At 60.3% G+C, this 18729-nt stretch carries 24 protein-coding genes and 2 pseudogenes; 15 read left to right on the top strand and 11 right to left on the bottom strand.

The window, feature by feature from the left end:
- Window positions 1-89 precede the first annotated feature (89 nt).
- From ACP7D9_RS14475 to merR, 4 genes are all read right to left on the bottom strand, one after another.
- A complete protein-coding gene (locus ACP7D9_RS14475; RefSeq protein ID WP_024015038.1) occupies window positions 90-1061 on the bottom strand; it encodes an ExeA family protein in 972 nt (323 codons plus the stop codon).
- Entirely contained in the window at window positions 1051-2688 is a 1638-nt protein-coding gene (locus ACP7D9_RS14480) for a DDE-type integrase/transposase/recombinase (RefSeq protein WP_200876640.1), read from the bottom strand. The genes ACP7D9_RS14475 and ACP7D9_RS14480 overlap by 11 nt, the downstream gene beginning before the upstream one ends.
- 4 nt (window positions 2689-2692) lie before the next feature.
- Entirely contained in the window at window positions 2693-3268 is a 576-nt protein-coding gene (locus ACP7D9_RS14485; protein WP_033902375.1) for a recombinase family protein, read from the bottom strand.
- A 216-nt stretch (window positions 3269-3484) separates the two neighbouring features.
- Window positions 3485-3919 carry an Hg(II)-responsive transcriptional regulator gene (gene merR / locus ACP7D9_RS14490; RefSeq protein WP_000429838.1) on the bottom strand — a complete coding sequence of 145 codons (435 nt, stop codon included), beginning with the start codon at window positions 3917-3919 and terminating at the stop codon, window positions 3485-3487.
- 71 nt (window positions 3920-3990) lie between these two features.
- On the opposite strand from merR, the gene merT reads away from it, so the two are divergent.
- Genes merT through merE form a run of 6 tightly spaced genes read left to right on the top strand, consistent with a single transcriptional unit; the run spans window position 3991 to window position 7138 of the window.
- Complete coding sequence (merT, locus tag ACP7D9_RS14495) at window positions 3991-4341, top strand: mercuric ion transporter MerT (RefSeq protein ID WP_001294667.1); 351 nt, start codon at window positions 3991-3993, stop codon at window positions 4339-4341.
- A 15-nt stretch (window positions 4342-4356) separates the two neighbouring features.
- Window positions 4357-4632, top strand: coding sequence for a mercury resistance system periplasmic binding protein MerP (merP, locus tag ACP7D9_RS14500; RefSeq protein ID WP_000735441.1), 276 nt, complete (start codon window positions 4357-4359; stop codon window positions 4630-4632).
- Window positions 4633-4634: 2 nt separating this feature from the next.
- Window positions 4635-4880, top strand: coding sequence for a mercury resistance system transport protein MerF (merF, locus tag ACP7D9_RS14505; protein ID WP_000654684.1), 246 nt, complete (start codon window positions 4635-4637; stop codon window positions 4878-4880).
- Window positions 4877-6523, top strand: a complete 1647-nt coding sequence (merA, locus tag ACP7D9_RS14510; protein ID WP_000136268.1) for a mercury(II) reductase — start codon at window positions 4877-4879, stop codon at window positions 6521-6523. Before merF ends, merA begins: the two co-directional genes overlap by 4 nt.
- 16 nt (window positions 6524-6539) lie before the next feature.
- Window positions 6540-6905 (top strand): mercury resistance co-regulator MerD, encoded by a 366-nt coding sequence (merD, locus tag ACP7D9_RS14515; RefSeq protein WP_003465059.1) that lies wholly within the window; start codon window positions 6540-6542, stop codon window positions 6903-6905.
- On the top strand, window positions 6902-7138 hold the full coding sequence (gene merE, locus ACP7D9_RS14520) for a broad-spectrum mercury transporter MerE (RefSeq protein WP_001087809.1): 237 nt from the start codon (window positions 6902-6904) through the stop codon (window positions 7136-7138). The genes merD and merE overlap by 4 nt, the downstream gene beginning before the upstream one ends.
- Before the next feature lie 52 nt (window positions 7139-7190).
- Here the strand turns inward: merE and ACP7D9_RS14525 are convergent, their stop codons facing one another.
- Genes ACP7D9_RS14525 through ACP7D9_RS14535 form a run of 3 tightly spaced genes read right to left on the bottom strand, consistent with a single transcriptional unit; the run spans window position 7191 to window position 9292 of the window.
- Window positions 7191-7805, bottom strand: coding sequence for a recombinase family protein (locus ACP7D9_RS14525; RefSeq protein ID WP_000904941.1), 615 nt, complete (start codon window positions 7803-7805; stop codon window positions 7191-7193).
- A gap of 60 nt (window positions 7806-7865) precedes the next feature.
- Window positions 7866-9083: a TniQ family protein gene (locus tag ACP7D9_RS14530; RefSeq protein WP_003465063.1), complete on the bottom strand. Its 1218-nt coding sequence runs from the start codon at window positions 9081-9083 to the stop codon at window positions 7866-7868.
- Complete coding sequence (locus tag ACP7D9_RS14535; RefSeq protein WP_024015044.1) at window positions 9080-9292, bottom strand: NTP-binding protein; 213 nt, start codon at window positions 9290-9292, stop codon at window positions 9080-9082. Before ACP7D9_RS14535 ends, ACP7D9_RS14530 begins: the two co-directional genes overlap by 4 nt.
- Window positions 9293-10888: 1596 nt before the next feature.
- Here ACP7D9_RS14535 and ACP7D9_RS14540 point away from each other — a divergent pair.
- Both ACP7D9_RS14540 and ACP7D9_RS14545 read left to right on the top strand, forming a co-directional pair.
- Window positions 10889-10999: pseudogene (locus ACP7D9_RS14540) on the top strand (hypothetical protein); the annotation flags it as partial.
- Window positions 11000-11227: 228 nt separating this feature from the next.
- Window positions 11228-11932, top strand: coding sequence for a methyl-accepting chemotaxis protein (locus tag ACP7D9_RS14545; RefSeq protein WP_370588167.1), 705 nt, complete (start codon window positions 11228-11230; stop codon window positions 11930-11932).
- A 55-nt stretch (window positions 11933-11987) separates the two neighbouring features.
- Here ACP7D9_RS14545 and ACP7D9_RS14550 read toward each other — a convergent pair whose 3' ends face one another.
- The 4 genes from ACP7D9_RS14550 to ACP7D9_RS14565 all read right to left on the bottom strand — a co-directional run bounded on the left by ACP7D9_RS14550 (window position 11988) and on the right by ACP7D9_RS14565 (window position 14084).
- On the bottom strand, window positions 11988-12272 hold the full coding sequence (locus ACP7D9_RS14550) for a hypothetical protein (RefSeq protein ID WP_425311902.1): 285 nt from the start codon (window positions 12270-12272) through the stop codon (window positions 11988-11990).
- Window positions 12273-12488: 216 nt separating this feature from the next.
- Window positions 12489-12770 carry a type II toxin-antitoxin system YafQ family toxin gene (locus tag ACP7D9_RS14555; protein ID WP_011282522.1) on the bottom strand — a complete coding sequence of 94 codons (282 nt, stop codon included), beginning with the start codon at window positions 12768-12770 and terminating at the stop codon, window positions 12489-12491.
- On the bottom strand, window positions 12757-13020 hold the full coding sequence (locus ACP7D9_RS14560; protein ID WP_020303033.1) for a type II toxin-antitoxin system RelB/DinJ family antitoxin: 264 nt from the start codon (window positions 13018-13020) through the stop codon (window positions 12757-12759). The genes ACP7D9_RS14555 and ACP7D9_RS14560 overlap by 14 nt, the downstream gene beginning before the upstream one ends.
- Window positions 13021-13190: 170 nt before the next feature.
- Window positions 13191-14084, bottom strand: coding sequence for a cation transporter (locus tag ACP7D9_RS14565; RefSeq protein ID WP_033902376.1), 894 nt, complete (start codon window positions 14082-14084; stop codon window positions 13191-13193).
- Between the two features lie 100 nt (window positions 14085-14184).
- On the opposite strand from ACP7D9_RS14565, the gene cadR reads away from it, so the two are divergent.
- From cadR to ACP7D9_RS14600, 7 genes and pseudogenes are all read left to right on the top strand, one after another.
- Entirely contained in the window at window positions 14185-14592 is a 408-nt protein-coding gene (cadR, locus tag ACP7D9_RS14570; RefSeq protein WP_024015046.1) for a Cd(II)/Pb(II)-responsive transcriptional regulator, read from the top strand.
- A 130-nt stretch (window positions 14593-14722) separates the two neighbouring features.
- On the top strand, window positions 14723-15070 hold the full coding sequence (locus ACP7D9_RS14575; protein WP_024015047.1) for a DUF3703 domain-containing protein: 348 nt from the start codon (window positions 14723-14725) through the stop codon (window positions 15068-15070).
- Window positions 15067-15576: a signal peptidase II gene (gene lspA, locus ACP7D9_RS14580; protein WP_003452327.1), complete on the top strand. Its 510-nt coding sequence runs from the start codon at window positions 15067-15069 to the stop codon at window positions 15574-15576. Before ACP7D9_RS14575 ends, lspA begins: the two co-directional genes overlap by 4 nt.
- A complete protein-coding gene (locus ACP7D9_RS14585; protein WP_024015048.1) occupies window positions 15576-16322 on the top strand; it encodes a helix-turn-helix transcriptional regulator in 747 nt (248 codons plus the stop codon). The genes lspA and ACP7D9_RS14585 overlap by 1 nt, the downstream gene beginning before the upstream one ends.
- 68 nt (window positions 16323-16390) lie before the next feature.
- Window positions 16391-17257 (top strand): sterol desaturase family protein, encoded by an 867-nt coding sequence (locus ACP7D9_RS14590; protein WP_024015049.1) that lies wholly within the window; start codon window positions 16391-16393, stop codon window positions 17255-17257.
- Window positions 17258-17565: 308 nt separating this feature from the next.
- Window positions 17566-18057: pseudogene (locus ACP7D9_RS14595) on the top strand (chromate transporter); the annotation flags it as partial.
- 37 nt (window positions 18058-18094) lie between these two features.
- On the top strand, window positions 18095-18373 hold the full coding sequence (locus ACP7D9_RS14600) for a PadR family transcriptional regulator (protein ID WP_024015051.1): 279 nt from the start codon (window positions 18095-18097) through the stop codon (window positions 18371-18373).
- The last annotated feature ends 356 nt before the right edge of the window (window positions 18374-18729 follow it).

Below are 18729 nucleotides of genomic sequence, written 5' to 3' on the forward strand. Positions count from 1 at the left end.
ACCAGCATTAACTGCGAATGAGCCTGCATTGATCCGCGCCGACCTGCATTCCATCGTCGCCAGCCTGCATTATTTGCAAATGACAGGACTCAGATAGGCAAGCCCGCTGCCAGCATCTTGTCACGTAACTCAACCGCCCGCGCCGGGTCTAGCGCATTACTGAACAGAGCCTTGATTTCGGTGGGTTTGGCATCGAATTGCTCCACTAGATCCTTGATGCGGTAGCCGTGACGAGTGAGGGTTGGCTCCAGATCATCCAGTTGGCGCGACAGCACCGATTGCACGAGTTCCGCCGAAACGGGTTTCTCGCCGGTCAGGTAGCCGGCTTCCAGTGCCAGGCTGAGGTGCAGTTGGATTTGCAGTGGCGTGCGCAGTTTAGTGGCGAGTAGGTCGATCGCGTCTTCGGTCAGAATCGACTCGGGTTCGACCTTCCCCGCAGTGCAGGTTTCCAGCAGCCACTGAATGTATTCCCGCTGACTGCCAGCAATGCCATCGAGCGAGAAGATGTCGGTGCGGTAGCCGATTTCCTCCATCGTCGGTCGGCGCAGGTCGTTACGCAGCTTGGGATGCCCGGCCAACACGATCGACAGCCGCCCGTCACCGTCCTCCACCAGCTCCATCAGACGCTTAAGACCGGTCAGGGTATGGCCGTTGAGGTCATGGGCCTCATCGACGAACAGGGCGACCGGGCGCTTGTTCTTCCTCACCAACTCGCGTAGGTCACGCTCACGCTTTTCGCCCTGGGTGGGGATGCGTACCTGCTTCTCGGTGGAGAGGTCATAGAAGAGCGCTGCGATGAAAGTGGCCAGCTTGATGCTGTGCTTTTCAATGGCGAGAGACTTGGAGACCGTGATCTTCTTTTCCTCTTCCATCGCTTGTTGAAGCCGGCGCAGCATTACGGTCTTGCCGCTGCCGATGACGCCGCACAGTGCAATCAGCCGTCCTTCGAAGATCGCCCCCTTGATGTCCTTGATCAACTGCTGATGGTGGGCGGTTTCAAAATAGCCGGCCTGGTTCAGTGGCAACGCCAGTCCGTAGTGCTGCATTACTTCAGCCCGCATGTTCTTCTCCTGTTTTCTTATGGCGGAAGTAGCCCCGCACGCGCTCCAAGACAATGCGGCGTGTCAGGGTTTCGCTCAGCACCTGATGGATGAAGGCTTGATCGTCGGGAGAGAGCTTAGCCAACGGCTGCGCTAGGTCATCGGCAATGGCGAGCTTGGCGGCGATGGCATTGGGAAACCGGTATTCGTGCGCCTCGGCATCGAAGGGTTGGCGTGGCAGTGCCGTCGGAATAATAGAGGGTGTGAGTCGCACATCGTCGCCAGCCAATGCGGCGATAGGCAGGCCAAGCTGGCCGGCTAGCAAGCGGATGCGATCAGAGCGCTCATCCGCCTTGCCGCGTTTGAAGGCGCGGTAACGATGTAGGGGAATTGGCCCGGAGACGGGGTAGTAAGGTCCGAAGCGCTCCCCCTCGAACTCGGCATAGAGTTCGTCATCGAACAAGCCCCAGAGCAACACCACGGTTTCGCCCGCCATGTCGGGCTCCACCTCGTAGGCCGTGCCGTCGATGGTGACGCGGGCATCGACGCCGACCTTGCGTCGTTCCGGCTCGCGGGCAAAGCGGCAAAACTGTTCCCAGGTGCACATTTCGCGCAGGCCCTCGACGGGCAGGTTGGCCAGCCAGTCCTCAATCCGCGAATGCGGTTCGGAGCGATGATCCTGCACGTTGTAGGTGCGCACCAGATAACGCAGCAGCCACTCATTGGCCTGCGCTTCGGTTTCCGGTTTGTGGAAGTGATACAGCGTCTCGTGGGCTTCCTTCACCGTGCGGAAGGGGCGCTCCACTTTGCCTTTCGAGCGAGCCGTGGTGCGGGTGCCATCCTTGCCGGCCGGGATGTGTGTCTGCCATTCGATGTCCAGCGCCTGCATGACGTTCTGGAATACTCGGCGTTTGGCCACCGGGCCGTTGTCCAGGTAGATCATCTTCGGGCGGCCTTGGAAGGGAAAAGTCGGGTCCGCCTTCAGCGTCATGGCGTTGAACAGGAAGCGCAGCGCTGACTCCGCGTCCTCGCCATATACACAGTGGTACTCCTGATAGGCCACTCCGCTGCGGTCATCCACCACGCTGAACAGCATCAGCGTCGGCATGCCCCTAGCCGGATCGATCCAGTCCGGCTTATCGATGTGCTTGAGGTCGGAGGGCGACAGGTCGAACTGCCAGCAGTCATTGCTGTGCGCAGCCTGAAAGCGGGTGGCCGGTGGTTGCCGCAACAGCCGCGACTGGTCCAGGTGCCAGCGGCTTAGGTACTCGTTCACCGTGCTGCGGGTCAGAACCCCTTTGGGCGCCTTGACCAAGCCTTGCTCGGTTTCCACCCCATAGCCCTCCAGCAGCTCGATGGCACGGCGGGTAGATAGGTGCCGCCCTTGTTTGTTGGTGGTGCGCAGTTTCAGCGCGGCAATTAGCTCGCAGTAGCGCTCCAGCTCGGCCTGCTGCAATACCCGCGGCTTACCATGGTCGGCGCGGTGAGCCGCGTGGGGTTTATGGATGAGGTTCAGCGCCCGGTATACGGTGCTTGGGGACACGCCGTACAACTCGGCTATCGCGGCCACCTGAGTAATCCGTTCCGGGCTTTTCTTGGGCAGACGGTCGAGCCGCTGCCGCAACTGCATCAGCGAATCGGTCGGGATGGCTTTACGCCGCCCGCTGGGCATCACGCTCGGCCTCGGTGAGATAGTTGTAGAGCGTCGAGCGGCCGATGCCCATCATCCGACAGATTTCCGCCACGGTATGTTTCCGCTCATGGTAGAGGCGCAGGGCAAGCTCCTGCTTGGCCGGGTCGAGCCGTTTCTTGCGTCCGCCCTTGCGGCCTCGCGCCCGTGCAGCGGATAAGCCGGCTTGGGTGCGCTCGCGGATTAGGTTGCGTTCGAACTCGGCCAAGGCACCGAACAGGTGAAACACCAGGCGGCCACCAATCGAGGCGGTGTCGATGTTTTCCTGCAAGCTGCGCAAGCCGACGCCGGCGGCGTCCAATTGCTCAACCAGCCGGATCAGATCCTTCAGCGAGCGGCCGAGGCGATCCAGGCGCCAAATCACCACGGTGTCGTCACGGCGTAGCGTGGCCAGCAAAGCGGTCAAGCCAACCCGCTCAGCCTTGGCACCGCTGGCGGTATCCTCGAACACCCGCTCGCAGCCGATCTTCGCCAGAGCATCGCGTTGCAGATCGAGGAGTTGGTCGTCGGTCGAGACGCGGGCATATCCAATCAACATGGCGTTGTCCAACTATTCAGCGATAGTTCAGTGTAGTCGGATACTGAAAGATGGAGACTGTAGTTGGATGCCAACGATGCGGGTTTGCGTGGGAATTGTGTCACTTTCAGAAGGCGACAGCACGAAATATCAAAAGTCGACCGCACGGTCTTTTCTGACGTTGGAGTCGCCTCAGAAAACGGAAAATAAAGCACGCTAAGGCGTAGTTCCCTCGGGCTACACCGCGTCCGCACTGCGCGGTTCTTTCTTCCCTTGCAGTGACGCAATCAGCGGGCAGGAAACGTTCCCCTTCCGCGCATGGCAGGCGCACACCAAATCAGACAGCACGGCCTCCATGCGCGCCAGGTCAGCCATCCTCTCGCGCACGTCCTTGAGCTTGTGCTCGGCCAGGCTGCTGGCTTCCTCGCAATGGGTGCCATCCTCCAGCCGCAGCAGCTCGGCGATCTCATCCAGGCTGAAGCCCAACCGCTGGGCTGATTTCACGAAGCGCACCCGCGTTACATCCGTCTCGCCATAGCGGCGAATGCTGCCGTAAGGCTTGTCCGGTTCCGGGAGCAAGCCCTTGCGCTGATAGAACCGGATGGTCTCCACATTGACCCCGGCCGTCCTGGCGAAAACGCCAATGGTCAGGTTCTCCAAATTGTTTTCCATATCGCTTGACTCCGTACATAACTACGGAAGTAAGCTTAAGCTATCCAATTCAGATTCGAAAGGACAAACGTATGTCTGAACCTCAAAACGGGCGCGGCGCGCTCTTCACTGGCGGGCTGGCCGCCATCCTCGCCTCGGCTTGCTGCCTCGGGCCGCTGGTTCTGATCGCCTTGGGGTTCAGCGGCGCTTGGATCGGCAACTTGACGGTGTTGGAACCCTATCGCCCCATCTTTATCGGCGTGGCGCTGGTGGCGTTGTTCTTCGCCTGGCGGCGCATCTACCGGCCGTCAGCCGCCTGCAAACCGGGTGAGGTTTGCGCGATTCCCCAAGTGCGAGCTACTTACAAGCTCATTTTCTGGGGCGTGGCCGTGCTGGTTTTGGTCGCGCTCGGATTTCCCTACGTCGTGCCATTTTTCTATTGATCACAGGAGTTCACCATGAAAAAGCTGCTTTCCGCCCTTGCCCTCGCTGCCGTTGTTGCCCCCGTGTGGGCCGCCACCCAGACCGTTACGCTGTCCGTACCGGGCATGACCTGCTCGGCCTGTCCGATCACTGTCAAGAAGGCGATTTCCAAGGTCGATGGCGTCAGTAAAGTTGACGTGACCTTCGAGACGCGCGAAGCGGTGGTCACCTTCGATGATGCCAAGACCAGCGTGCAGAAACTGACCAAGGCTACCGAGGATGCGGGCTACCCATCATCAGTCAAGAACTGATCATGAAAGACCCGAAGACACTGCTGCGGGTCAGCATCATTGGCACAACCCTCGTGGCGCTGTGTTGCTTCACCCCTGTTCTGGTCATTTTGCTCGGTGTGGTCGGCTTGTCCGCGCTGACCGGCTATCTGGACTATGTGCTGCTGCCTGCGCTGGCGATTTTCATCGGCTTGACCATCTACGCCATCCAACGAAAACGCCAAGCCGATGCCTGCTGCACCCCGAAATTCAATGGAGTAAAAAAATGACCGAAATCACCGTGAATGGCATGACCTGCACATCCTGCGCCACCCATGTCAAAGATGCTTTGGAAAAGATTCCCGGCGTGAATGCCGCTGTGGTGTCCTATCCAGAAAGCCGCGCGCAAGTCATGGCAGACACCGCCGTGAGCCACAACCAACTGCTGGCCGCCATCGCCGCATTGGGTTATCAAGGCTCGATCCGGGTTGGTGATTTCAAAGATGAACCAAAAATCCGTGATGCACTTGAGGGCGCCGGTTTGCATATCGCCATCATTGGCAGCGGCGGGGCCGCGATGGCGGCGGCGCTGAAGGCCGTCGAGCAAGGCGCGACGGTCACGCTGATCGAACGCGGCACCATCGGCGGCACCTGCGTCAATATCGGCTGTGTGCCGTCCAAGATCATGATCCGCGCTGCCCATATTGCCCATCTGCGCCGGGAAAGTCCGTTCGACGGCGGTATTGCGGCAACTGTGCCTGCGATTGACCGCAGCAAACTGCTGGCCCAGCAGCAGGCCCGTGTCGATGAACTGCGGCACGCCAAATACGAAGGCATCCTGGACGGCAATCCAGCCATCACCGTTTTGCACGGTGAAGCGCGTTTCAAGGACGACCAGAGCCTGGTCGTCCGTTTGAACGAGGGTGGCGAGCGCGAGGTAACGTTCGACCGCTGCCTGGTCGCCACCGGTGCCAGTCCGGCCGTGCCGCCGATTCCGGGCCTGAAAGAGTCACCCTACTGGACTTCCACCGAAGCGCTTGTCAGCGACACCATTCCCGCACGCCTGGCCGTGATCGGTTCGTCGGTGGTGGCGTTGGAACTGGCGCAAGCCTTTGCCCGGCTCGGCAGCCAGGTCACGATCCTGGCACGCAGCACCTTGTTCTTCCGGGAAGACCCGGCCATCGGCGAGGCCGTGACAGCCGCTTTCCGCGCCGAGGGCATCGAGGTGCTGGAGCACACGCAAGCCAGCCAGGTCGCCCATGTGAACGGCGAATTCGTGCTGACCACCGGACACGGTGAATTGCGCGCTGACAAGTTGCTGGTTGCCACCGGTCGGGCACCGAATACGCGCAGCCTCGCGCTGGACGCGGCGGGGGTCACTGTCAATGCGCAAGGGGCCATCGTTATCGACCAAGGCATGCGCACGAGCAACCCGAACATCTACGCGGCCGGCGACTGCACCGACCAGCCGCAGTTCGTCTACGTGGCAGCGGCCGCCGGCACCCGTGCCGCGATCAACATGACCGGCGGCGACGCAGCCCTCAATCTGACCGCGATGCCGGCAGTGGTGTTCACCGACCCGCAAGTCGCCACCGTGGGCTACAGCGAGGCGGAAGCGCACCACGATGGCATCGAGACCGACAGTCGCACGCTGACACTCGACAACGTTCCGCGAGCGCTTGCCAACTTCGACACACGCGGCTTCATCAAGCTGGTCATCGAGGAAGGTAGCGGACGGCTCATCGGCGTGCAGGCGGTGGCCCCGGAAGCGGGCGAACTGATCCAGACGGCGGTGCTCGCCATCCGCAACCGCATGACGGTGCAGGAACTGGCCGACCAGTTGTTCCCCTACCTGACAATGGTCGAGGGGTTGAAGCTTGCGGCGCAGACCTTCAACAAGGACGTGAAGCAGCTTTCCTGCTGCGCTGGATAAAAAAAGGAGGTTTTCAATGAGCGCCTACACCGTGTCCCGGCTGGCCCTTGATGCCGGGGTGAGCGTGCATATCGTGCGCGACTACCTGCTGCGCGGATTGCTGCGTCCGGTGGCGTGCACCCCGGGCGGCTATGGCCTGTTCGATGATGCCGCCTTGCAACGGCTGTGCTTCGTGCGGGCGGCCTTCGAGGCGGGCATCGGCCTGGACGCGCTGGCGCGGCTGTGCCGGGCGCTGGATGCTGCGGACGGCGATGAAGCGGCCGCGCAGCTTGCCGTTCTGCGCCAGTTCGTCGAGCGTCGGCGCGAAGCGTTGGCCGATCTGGAGGTGCAGTTGGCCACCATGCCGACCGAGCCGGCACAGCACGCGGAGAGTCTGCCATGAACAGCCCCGAGCGCTTGCCGTCCGAGACGCACAAACCGATCACCGGCTACCTGTGGGGCGCGCTGGCCGTGCTCACCTGTCCCTGCCATTTGCCGATTCTCGCCATTGTGCTGGCCGGCACGACGGCCGGCGCGTTCATCGGAGAGTACTGGGGTATCGCAGCCCTCACGCTGACCGGTTTGTTCGTCCTGTCTGTGACACGACTGCTGCGGGCCTTCAAAGATCGATCATGAGCGCTTCCCATTGAGACAAACCACGCTGTCGCTACGTTGCCTCATGCCGGCATCAAATTCGGCTGAGTAGCTTCTCGCCATCTGGACGTAGCTCACCCTTGGGTGAAACATGCCGATACAGGGTCTGCCGCGTGACGCCAAGTTCCTGGCACAGGTCGCCGACCTTGGTCTCTGGCTGACCCATTGCCGCCATCGCCAGCCGCAGCTTGGCGGCGGTCATCTTGAACGGCCGGCCGCCTTTCCGCCCGCGCGCGCGGGCCGAGGCTAGGCCGGCAATCGTGCGCTCCGCGATCAACTCGCGCTCGAACTCGGCCAGGGCGGCGAAGATGCCAAAGACCAGCTTGCCGGCGGCGGTCGTGGTGTCGATGGCCGCGCCGTGCCCGGTTAATACCTTCAAGCCGATGCCGCGCCCAGTCAGGTCGTGCACGGTGTTGATGAGATGTCGCAGGTCGCGTCCGAGCCGATCCAGTTTCCACACGACCAGTGTGTCGCCAGTTCGCAACGCCTTCAGGCAGCTCGTCAAGCCGGGCCGATCCTCGCGCATGCCGGATGCCTGGTCCTCGTAAAGATGTACTGGATCGACCCCGGCGGCAATCAGCGCGTCGCGCTGCAAATCGGTAGCCTGGGAGCCGTCCGCCTTCGATACCCGCATGTAGCCTATCAGCATGTCGTACCTGTCACATATACGTTCGATTATGTGACAGTGTGAGCCAGAAAGTTCTCGCCGTCAAAAACTGTCACTTAACCCGTCATTTAGTCTAAGACCTGCAAACGGCCATTCAGGCTCGTAATGTGACAAAAACTCCGGCGGGATGCCCTCCTTGGTGAACGTGGCGCGCAAACGTTCCAGGGATTCGGGGTCGCGTCGCCCGTAGGACGCCAGTGTGAACAGCAAGCGGGCCGTCTCCGGGTTGTGTCGCGCTTCAATGATGGCCTCATCGATGGCCTGGGCTGCTCGTTGCCAGTGGTTGATGGGTTCCGGCTTCGGCACCTTCGCCGGCAGGCCGTTGGTGAAACCAGTGTGCGGCTCCGTCTGAAACAGCGCGGCCTGTTCCCCGCGCGGGATCAGCGCCTTTGACTCGATCAGCGTGATGGCGGTGGCCGCCGCCTCCAGCATCTGCCACTGCACCGCCGGGGCCAGAATCTCGTAGGGACGCCACAGACTCTGCCCGGCGCGCAGCGGATGGCCGCAGCGCTCCCAGACATGGCGGATGCTCGCCGAGCAACTGCCGCAGTGCGAGAGCGGCGTGTTCAGCTCATCAAGCAGGGTGCGCAGCAGCCGGAACCACAAGCCGGCGTGGACACGCCGACGCGGCAGCTCCACAAAACCCGTCGTCAGCGCCTGCCAGGTGCGCCGGTCCATGCAGGCGATTGCGTCATCGGCAGGGCGCGGCGCAGCATCGGCGATTTCCCACTGAAGATACCGGCCGGGCATGCCCCAGTAGGACTCCAGCCAGCAGCCATGCTGCGGGCAGCTCAGCATCAAGGGGAGCTGCCAGACGAGTAGCACAGCTTGATTCGTTGGATCGTTCAGACACTGCGGACACGCCCGGCGAATCGTCTGGCTCGGTAGCCAGGCACGCCAGCGAGTGATGGACCGCACCTTGCGGGTGCGCTTGGGCAGGAGCACCGCGCATTGGAATGTATAGGTTTCCAAGGCTGCTGGTACCGAATCGTCGAGACTGTCGAGCAGCCACGGCACCCAGCCTGCAAGACTCATGCTGCGCAACCGCTCCAGCTCGACGCCACTGCGCTGGCAGAGCGCCGTCAGCAACGACAAGGATGGTGCGGTATCCAGGTCATCAAGTTGGCTGTGACCAAGATCGTGGGCCAGCAGCTCGTGCACGTCCATCTGGTAGCAGGCGGCGACCCGGTTGAGCCATGAGGACAGGGCTTCGCCTTCCTTGGGTGCCGGATGCAGCGGCCAGCGCGGCGCGGACTTCACATCAGTTCCCGCTCGAACTGTCGCCGCCGCTCACTGGGGCCGATGTAGTCGGCCATGCTGAGCGTGCGGTGGTTGATCGCTTCCTCGCCACTCTCCACGGCGGCGACGGCCGCCGCCACCAGCAGATGTGCAAGCTCGCCGATGGTGCCTTCGCTCCGGGTGAGCAGGTAGCTGTACCGGCTTGCAATCGAAAACGGCCGTGCTCGCAATCAGCGCAATTTCCGGCTCAGATTAACTGCGACTGACGGAGCCGTCTGGCTCAGATTATTTGCGAGCGAGCTTGCATTCAGCCGCGCCGGCTTGCATTCCATCGTTCCCTACTCACATTAACTGCAACTAGCCCCGTCTTTAGAGGTGGTAAAGATGCCGATGATGGCCATGGTGTTCTCCTTTCGGATTCATGGTCGCGCCCATCGCGTCCTTGTTGTGAGCCGATCGGCGGGTGAGGGCCGAACGCACTGCCAATGCAGCCGAAACGTAGAGAAGGACCTTGAGCTCCGAACAATTTGTTGCGCGAGAAAGCCGCTCGCCGGCGGGGAAAATGTTCGGTGGGAACGGTTGTGGGCCCAGGTCCGATCCCGCCAGGATTCACGACGACTCAAGGACGCATGGCTGACCGGCCGGACAGGAGTATTGGCCGACTCTAAACACCAGTCGTAGGCGCTGGAATCTCGCGACATGCGTAGCCCTTGCTTGGCGAAAAATATTCCCGATCGCCGAGCGCTCGATCTGACATTCGTCGTTCGGTATAGTAAAGAGTGCAGACCAGGCAGATAGGGGCGCCGGTAGCTTAAGGCCAAACCAGAGACGAGCCGCGCGAATGCTCGCCGAGGACCCGGTTTTCAAGCGCATGAGCTTATTTGACCGCGACGGAAACTTGGTCTCCTCAAGCCACGCGGATGAACCGCAAAAACTCCCTGCGGGTTGGCTGTCGCAACTGCGCGAACACACGGGTAGAAGTGCCCCGGCCAGGCGCGGAGGCTTCGATGAGCGCGGATCGGACATCTTGTCCTAACGGTCGACCCCGCCAGCGGGGGCTTCGTCAGCACCGCGCTGCAATTGCCGGCAGGGCTCTGGGACAACCATCTGCGTCTGGTCTGAAAGCGTTCAAGTATCGCAGCGGTACGCCGACATAAGGGGGCGAACGAACGGTCATTTGGCTGACCGCTCGCTCAATCTTGCGTATGACTCAAGCGCCCCCCTTTCGATACGAGACCGCCCAGATGCTCTTGAAAAAATCCCTGCGCGCTCAGCTGCTCACACTGATCGGCGGCAGCCTGTTGGTGATATTGCTGATCGCCTTCGCCAGTTTTTCCTTCTTGTCGGATGACATTTCCAAGTATCAACAACTACTCAAGGGTCCGATCGAAACGTCGCGCCTGATCGACGAAGCCAACGTGGAATTCAAAGTGCAGGTGCAGGAGTGGAAGAACGTCTTGCTGCGTGGCAAATCACCTGAAGCCTTGAGCAAGTACTGGCAAAGCTTCGAGAACCAGGAACGAAAGGTCCAGGACATCCTGGGCAGACTCGTTGAGCGAAGCGAGCACAACCCTGCCCTGTCAAAGCAGCTCCGCGACCTGCACGAGGAGCACCGGCGCCTCGGCGCCGCCTACCGCGCGGGCCGTGCGGCCTACATCGCCGGCGGAAACGATCCATTCGCCGGCGACGAGGCGGTTCAAGGCATCGACCGTGCCACCAGCGAACAGCTCAGTGGTTTGGTCATCCAGCAGCGCGATTCGGCGCTGCATCGTTCGGAAACCATCAGCGAAGCCGCAGATCGTAAAATAGTCGTCGGCTCGTTGGTAATGCTAGCCGCTGGCGTTTTCATCGCCTTGCTCAGCCTATGGTTGGTAAACCGCAATCTGATCGCCCCCATCCGTCACCTGATCGACCACATCGCCAAGCTCAGCCAGGGCGACTTTGCACAGCGCGTCGATGCGTCCCGTGCTGACGAATTGGGACGTCTGGCAGTTGCCGCGAATATCCTGCGTGACTTCCTTGCCGATACGTTCACCCTCCTGCAACGCAACACCTCGGACCTGGACAGCGCCAGTGGTGAATTGAGCGCCATCGCCGCACTGATGGGCCAAGGCACTCGCGAGCAGTTCTCGCGCACCGATCAGGTCGCTACCGCCATGCATGAAATGTCCGCTACGGCGCAGGAAGTCGCCCGTCACGCCGCCGAAGCCGCGCGTGCAGCGGATGCGGCCGATCATTCGGCGCAGCAGGGTGAGACCATGATGCGTTCGACTATCCAGACCATTACCCACATGCGCGGCGAGATCAGCAACACCGCCGAGGTAATACGCCGTCTGGAGACCGATAGCGGTCGCATTGGCAAGGTGCTGGAAGTTATTCGCGGCATCGCCGACCAGACCAATCTGCTGGCGCTAAACGCAGCCATCGAAGCCGCCCGCGCGGGCGATGCCGGACGCGGGTTTGCCGTCGTTGCCGACGAGGTGCGCACGCTGGCCAGGCGCACCGCCGACTCCACCGCTGAAATTCATCAGATTATCGACACGGTGCAGACCGGCGCGGTGGATGCGGTGCGTGCGATTGAAAATGGACAAACCCGCAGCAACGAAGGTGTCGAACAGGTTACGGAAGCGGGCAGCATGCTTCAGCGCATCACCCAAGAAGTCGAAGCGATCCGCGACATGAACCGTCAGATCGCTACCGCTGCCGAAGAGCAGACGTCCGTGGCGGAAGATATCTCGCGCAATCTGACCGAAATTACCGCCATCGCCACCACCAACCAGGACAATGTCGAGCGTACCGAGGCAGCCAGCCAGAACCTGCATACGCTGTCGGCCCAGCTCAGCGAAGTGACGCACCGCCTCGCGGGCTGACACAGGCTCTGCTCCGGCCCTAGATGATCGGTGTCACCACGTTGCTAGGTCCGACTCATCCGAGTTCGAGGGAGTTGGGGCAGGGCCGATCAACATGGCTTGTCTCGTGCTTGGTCGATTCGTTCCTGCATCGCCTGCATGACTTCTCGTGGGTGTACGACTTGGCGTTGGGGTCGTCGGCCTCACGGAGAGCTTCTTCGACCTCGCGGGTCATCCGCTCATATTCTTCTGGCCACAGCGCTTGCTCCATGCGCAGCGACGCCTGCCCCAGTAGGTGCAGACCGAACAGACGCATGTCATTGGTGGCGATGACGTGCTCTCGAATCCGCACCTGGATCACCTCATCGCCAGTTGATGCAGCTTCAACAGGTCGGTGCGCAGTTGCGGAGGCCCGCCGTCTGCGTTGTCACTCAATCGCCGCGCAGCTCGTCCACGGCATCGACTGCCCGCAGCAGTGCGGTGGTATCGAAACTCTCGGGAGTCAGTTCGTTCCAATCGTCGTCGGTGATGCTGATTGTCATGTAGCTTCTTTCCTTGTCCTGGGCAGACCCCGGCGTTACAGGCCAAGCTCGCTATGCGATCCGAGACGCACGAGTTGCAGCACGGCGTCATCCGGCTTGCGGTAAATCAACACCAGGTCGGGCTTGATGTGACAGTCCCGGTGGTCTTTCCAGTCGCCGGTGAGGGCGTGGTCACGGTGCTTCTCGGCCAGAGGCTGGTTATTCGCCAGGGCTGTGACGACGGCAATGAAATCGCTCGCCAGCGTCTGACGATGCGGGCCTTTGGCTTCGCGTTTATAATCGCGTTTGAACCGGCTGGTCTGTTCAATCGTCCGCATTCAGATCCGCCATCAGATCCTCGACGGAAGCGAACGACTTCAAGCCGCCACGGCGCGCTTCCTTCATCGCCTCGATGGTGGTGGCGTTCGGAATCAGCGGCTCGAACGGCAAGGCTTTCTCGCGGGCGACTCGGGTCAACATGATGCGGAAGGCGTCAGACACGGTGAGTCCCATCGCTGCCAGCACGACGGTCGCCTCTTCCTTGATGTGCTCGTCGATACGGGCACGGACTACAGCATTTGCGGACATGGTTTGATCCTCCAGATTGATGAGCTACATTGTAGCTCAATCCTTCCAGGAGTGCACCCAGCACACCTCGCCAGAGGCGTCTATCAAACGAAGGTTTATTGGACTGTCCGTACCATTGATGTTCACTTGTAGAAAGTGAGCCCATCGCGATGGAATACAGGATCGGTTGGTCAGGCTTTCAATGCCAGGATTCGGCGCGCACCGTTCAATACGATGAGGCCAACGACCGTACCAATCACCAAGTCTGGGTAGGGAGAGCCCGTCCACGCAACCAGCGCGCCGGCGACGATAACGCCAATGTTCGCGAGCACATCGTTGGCCGAAAAAATCCAGCTCGCTTTCATGTGTGCACCGCCTTCGCGATGGCCATAGATCATCAAGAGACAGCTGGCGTTTGCGACGAGTGCAACTAAGCCAATCCCCATCATCAGCATCGACTCAGGTTCGCTGCCATAGTGGAAGCGTCTAGCCACCTCCACGAGTACGCCCAGTGCCAACAGGATCTGAAAGAAACCCGCCAGGTGCGCAGCGCGAACTTGCAGCTGTGCACTGCGGCCGACGGCAAAGAGAGCCAAGCCATAGACGGCAGCATCCGCAAACATGTCCAGCGAGTCGGCAATAAGGCCCGTCGACTGAGCGATCAACCCTGCGCCCATCTCGATAACAAACATGGCAGCGTTGATGCCGAGCAAAATTTTCAGGGTGCTCGCCTCTTTCGACGCCGCTAATTCCTCATCAGCGCGATTGGTCGAGGCTGCTTCCTGACTAGCTGGTTGAGTCCCCAGTAGCGCTGCCCCTAGACCCAGGGACTCCAGCTTGGTAGTGATTGGGTCAACCGCCCCGTCATGGAAAGCGAGTACCTGCCTGCTGCTCAGATCAAAGGACAACGAACGAAGCTCAGGCAAGCTATTCAGCGCGAGCCGAATCATTCGCTCTTCCGAAGGGCAATCCATCTTGGGTACAGAAAAATGGCTGACCCAGGCTCCTTCGGTCGAGGGCGCGCTCGCTGCTTCAGCAGGCGCTGACACTGAACCGCAGCCACAGGATTTTTCACACGAGCTCATGATCCGCCTCTCCTATCAGGTTCAATTCTGGCAATTGAAAACCATATAGCAGGTATAGGGTCAAGCCTGGATATACTGGCTGTTTATCGAGGAGCAGCCTATGCGCATTGGTCAACTTGCACAGCTGACGGGAGCGGACATTCAGACCATTCGTTTCTATGAGCGCCAGGGCCTGCTTGCATCGCCCAATCGCCAGGCAAATGGCTACCGAGCCTACGAAGCGGATCATGTGGAGAAACTGCTGTTCATCCGCCGTTGCCGGTCCTTTGGCATGTCGTTGGACGAAATTGGTGTTTTGCAGAGCGTTCAAGCACAGCCGCAGCAACCGTGCGCGGCGGTCAATACGCTGCTTGATAGCCATATCGCCCAGGTCAGGGCCCAGATCGCATCCTTGCAAGCCCTGGAAAACCAGTTGGTGACGTTACGCAGCTGCTGCGATGACGAACGACAAAGCCTGGACTGCGGAATACTTTCGGGTCTAGTGGAGGGAGGCAAACGGCTTCCATAAGGCGCGCTAGAAAAGTGCCATTCGCTTCTGCTCAAAGCGTAGAGCTTGACCCTATAGCGGCTACAGGGTGTTCACTTGCACGATCGGCCCAGAATCATGGCCTTCCAACTGCTGCGCAAGTGAGTTCCAGATGAATACCGCCCTCCGCAATGCCATCGATGAAGCCTTTTTCCAGGCAAGGACAGCACTCCGTGAAAAGGCGCCAACCGAGGCATTCCCCTGGCTCGAGCGCGCCCACATCTTGAGCCAGCACATGCCCGTCCTGCATGCGCGGAGCCATTGGTTGATGCTAAGGGCTGGCTGGCAGTTGCGCGACTACCGGGAAATGTTCGGCCAAGCACCACGGATCATCGCTGCCGTGTTGTTCTCGAAGATCTGGGTACCGCTCGGCAATACCGGACGCGCGAGGATCAGTGCATTCGCGCCGATGCCCGTCTCACCCGGATTGCAGCGACTGTTTCAGGGAGCGAAACAATGAAATCGCCACTTGGAATGGCGCACCGTATCACTCCCGGGCTCTGGTGGACGCTATCGCTAGCCGTTGCCCTGGCCGACCAGGCGATCAAATATGTAATTGAGGGTTCGCTCTCGGTCGGCGCCGTGGTTCCTCTGACCCCAGTCTTCAATCTGGTCCATTTCTGGAATACCGGCGCAGCGTTCAGCTTCCTAGCTGACGCGGGCGGTTGGCAGCGCTACTTCTTCATTCTCCTCGCACTGGTTGTTTCGATTGGGCTCGCGTTGCTCTTGCGTAAGCCCAGGGCCAAGCTCGAAGCGCTGGGCTATAGCCTCATACTGGGAGGGGCAGTGGGGAATCTGATCGATCGCAGCTTCCGAGGCCATGTGATCGACTATCTGGATTTTTTCTGGCAATCCTGGCATTGGCCTGCATTCAACTTGGCGGACATCGGCATCGTGGGCGGTGCCGCCATGTTGCTCCTGAGCAGTGTGCTGAGTCCAAGCGCGGAACTGGACCGGGGCAGATAATGCGAAGCTCGGATGCCGCAGAAGTGGCTCGCTGGTCAGGCCATGCCTGGGTCGGCCCCGGTATCGGCGTCTTTCTCGGCCATGCCGCCCACCAGGATTGGCACCATCATCAAGCACATCAAATTGCAGTGGGGCTCGACGCCGCGATAACGGTTGAAACGCCGTTGGGTGGGCAATCTGGGGCTGCCATCTTGATTCCGGCAGGCTTGAAGCACCGGCTCAGTGCTGGGCATGTCCTGTCGATCTACCTGGATGTGCTGTCCGATGAGGCGCGTGCCTTGCGGGTGAGCGGAGCCGTGAGGCTGATGGAGATCGTAGCGGCCGATATTGCTGCGATGGTCGAGGCACTGAGGGCGTCGGGGCATTCGCCTGTCCAGTTGCAGGCGCAGGTACGTCGGCTGTTGCGGCTTGCCGATCCACCAATCCCTGATCCGCGCTTGACCAAGGTCACCGCAGCGCTGCGCGAAGGCCAAATGGGGCGTGAGGCAATGGCCGCGTTGGTGCATTTGTCACCCACGCGTTTTTCCCATTGGTTCGTGGAGCAAACCGGCCTGCCGTTGCGCAGCTATGTCAAATGGCTGCGCCTCACCCAAGCCCTGCAACACCTGGCCAAAGGGGGACGGCTGACCGAAGCCGCGCATGCGGCAGGTTTTTCCGACTCGGCGCATTTCTCCCGGACATTCAGGGCGCTGCTGGGCATCGATCCGTCCTCCGCCCTGGCTGCGGTCGATCTCCAGAAGTCATAGCTCTTTCGTTCAAGTCGAACGTCGTCCTCTGCACCTACCGTGAAGGCTCTCTACATAGGAGCTGAGCGATGTCCACTTCTCTTCGATTCGCCCTACGCTGGTTGAGCTATCCGCTCGTGTTTGGTGGCAGCGCCGCCTTCATGGTCTGGGCCTTGTACGCCGGGGTGCCGTACTGGCCCAGCACACCCTTGGTAGCCGCAGTCGGTCTATTGGCCGTCGCGGGGCTGGAGCGTATCCAGCCTTTCCGGGAGGGCTGGCTGGAGGATCACCAGGACACCCTGACCGACCTGGTGCATATGCTGGTGAATCTTTCCGTCATCCAGTTCACCGCCGAAATCCTGGCCAGGCTGGGCGATGCAGTGCCGGCTACAGTTCGTCTCTTCCCAGTCGAGAGTCCACTTTGGGTTCAGCTGCTGCTGGTCGCCGTCGTGCTCGATCTGAGCCTGTATGCCATGCACCGCATCAGCCACCACGTACCCTGGCTGTGGCGTTTTCACATGATTCACCACAGCGCCGAGCGCTTGTACTGGATGAATGGGGAGCGCCGGCATCCCCTACATGCGATGCTCATGGCTGGCCCGGGATTGGTGCTGCTGTTTGCATCCGGCGCGCCTTCGGCAGTGGTTGCCACCTGGTTCGGCATTCTGACCGTTCACTTGGGCTTTCAGCACTCGAACCTGGATTACCGGCTGGGTTGGCTGCGCCATGTCATCGGGGTGGCTGAAATTCATCGTTGGCACCACAAGCGCGACTTCGAAGATGCCCAGGTGAACTGCGGCGAATTTCTGATGGTGTGGGATCGGCTATTCGGGACGTTCTACGACAGTACAGGAAAGCAGGGCGACGCCAATGTCGGCTTGCGTGAGAGGGACTATCCCAAGGGTTACCTTGGTCAGTTGACCGAACCCTTTGGGCGAGACCGAGCCCGCACATAGCGTAGTGGGCCTCAAAGCTGTAGGCCCCATGTGTTTGCCTGGAATGATCTGGCTCGTGGGCGGAAGAGACTAGATGTTCCCGCATGCCAAGCAGACATGCGCTCTAACGAGGCAATCGATTCACTACCTATAAGCCCCGTCATTTGCAATTAATGCTGGTTGGTAGCCATGGAATGCAGGTCAGCGCGGATAAATGCAGGTTCATTCGCAGCTAATACTGGTTTGCCGGGCCGGTCAGTCGCAGTTAATTCCGGTCGAAAATCGTATTGATTGCAGGTCGGGACGTTTTCGTTTGCAAGCCGTTACAACTAGTGTTCGGTGGTGGCCACGTTGTGTTGCCGCTGCTGCAAGCCGAAGTGGTGTCCTCCGGCTGGGTCAGTAATGAATCCTTCCTCGCGGGGTACGGGGCGGCTCAAGCGGTGCCCGGCCCATTGTTCACATTCGCCGCGTTCCTTGGTGCTTCGATGAGCACCGCTCCCTCTGGCTGGGTCGGCGGTATTGTGTGCCTACTGGCTATCTTCGCACCCTCTTTTCTGCTGGTTGTGGGAGCCATGCCATTTTGGGAGCGCCTGCGTCGCAATACAGGCATGCAAGCCGCGCTGGCTGGGGTCAATGCGGCGGTGGTTGGCCTGCTGCTGGCCGCGTTCTATCACCCTGTATGGACTAGCGCCATATTTCAGCCGCAAGACTTTGTCTTGGCCCTGGTCGCCCTTGTCGCACTGATGTTCTGGAAGCTCCCGCCGTGGCTAGTTGTCGTCGGCAGCGGTGCAGCGGGTTGGCTGTTGAGTATCGCGCTGTGAGGCACGAAAAACGACAGATAAAGACCTGTACGGCGGGTTGATCCGCCTGCACATACTTCACCATGCAGCCGAGAAGCCCGTCTTCGGACTGGGAATCATCGAAGAACTGCAACGACACGGCTACGAGCTGAGCGCCGGGACGGTATACCCAATGCTGCACGGGCTGGAAAAGAAGGGCTATTTGACCTCACGCCACGAACGCACCGGGCGACGTGAACGGCGTGTCTATGAGATCACTGAGCAAGGCCAAGTTGCGCTGGTCGAGGCACGTGCAAAGGTTAAGGAACTGTTCGGCGAGTTGATCGAAGGTTGCTGAGTTTACGGCTTCAACTCGGCGTCAGGCGGTTCACTGGCACCGCGTCAGACTAGGGCCGCTTTCTGCATTTTCTGACGCCAAGGCGTCAATCTCTATGGCCTCAACCTGACAGGCCGAATGCTTAGCGTACGATTTTTTCCGATTTCTCTATCGACCCCAGGAGGATCTGAATTGATCTCTCCACCATGTGTACACTGCCTGACAGCGGAGTTCGTCGCGGTTTAATCTAGAAAGACTTGCCCTAGGGAGATCAGCACGGCTGGAAGAACTGACCCAAACGAGGCAGCAGGTCGCATTTGACGATATCTTCACTGTATACTTTATCGCTCAGCCATACCTCTTGAGCTACAGGAACA

This window comes from Pseudomonas sp. TSRC2-2 (genome assembly GCF_049897785.1).
In the GTDB taxonomy this organism is placed as follows: domain Bacteria; phylum Pseudomonadota; class Gammaproteobacteria; order Pseudomonadales; family Pseudomonadaceae; genus Aquipseudomonas.